This is a genomic window from Oleiphilus sp. HI0086 (assembly GCF_001635225.1).
The window spans coordinates 1-571 of sequence record NZ_LWFZ01001489.1 but is presented as its reverse complement, the minus strand read 5'-3'; the positions used below and the strand labels follow the sequence as shown (position 1 = coordinate 571).

Below are 571 nucleotides of genomic sequence, written 5' to 3'. Positions count from 1 at the left end.
AAATGGAGAGGCAATATGGCTGATCAATCAGTGGAAGTAAAACGTGGCATTATGGTCTGTGGCCATGGCAGTCGAGACAAAGGCGCAGAGCGTGAATTTGGGCGTGTCGCAGCAGGACTAAAAAAACGATTTCCAGATATGCCTGTCGAATATGGCTTTTTGGAGTTCTCCGCACCCAACATTCATATGGGTCTAAACTCGTTAATTGATCAAGGTGTCGAAGAGATCTACGCGGTTCCAGGAATGTTGTTTGCCGCAACTCACGCAAAGAACGACATTCCATCTGTATTGACGACATTCGAAGAGAAAAAGGGGAACGTGAAAGTCGCTTACGGCAATGAACTCGGCTTGCACGAAGCGATGATCGAGGCGTTTCAAGCAAGAATATATGAGTCACTCGGGCTAGACTCCAACAACCCTCCAGATCAACTTTATGACACTATGCTAGTGGTTGTAGGGCGCGGAACGTCAGATACCATGGCAAACGCGGAAGTGGCTAAACTGACTCGAATCGTCAATGAGAATATGGGTTTTGGCTGGGCTGATACGGTTTACTCAGGGGTAACCTACC

General features: G+C 47.6%; 1 protein-coding gene. It reads left to right on the top strand.

Annotation, left to right across the window (positions count from 1 at the left end; translation table 11 throughout):
- Positions 1-15: 15 nt before the first annotated feature.
- Positions 16-571 (top strand): sirohydrochlorin chelatase (locus A3756_RS25215; protein ID WP_304438940.1); only part of this gene is annotated, 556 nt, incomplete at its 3' end.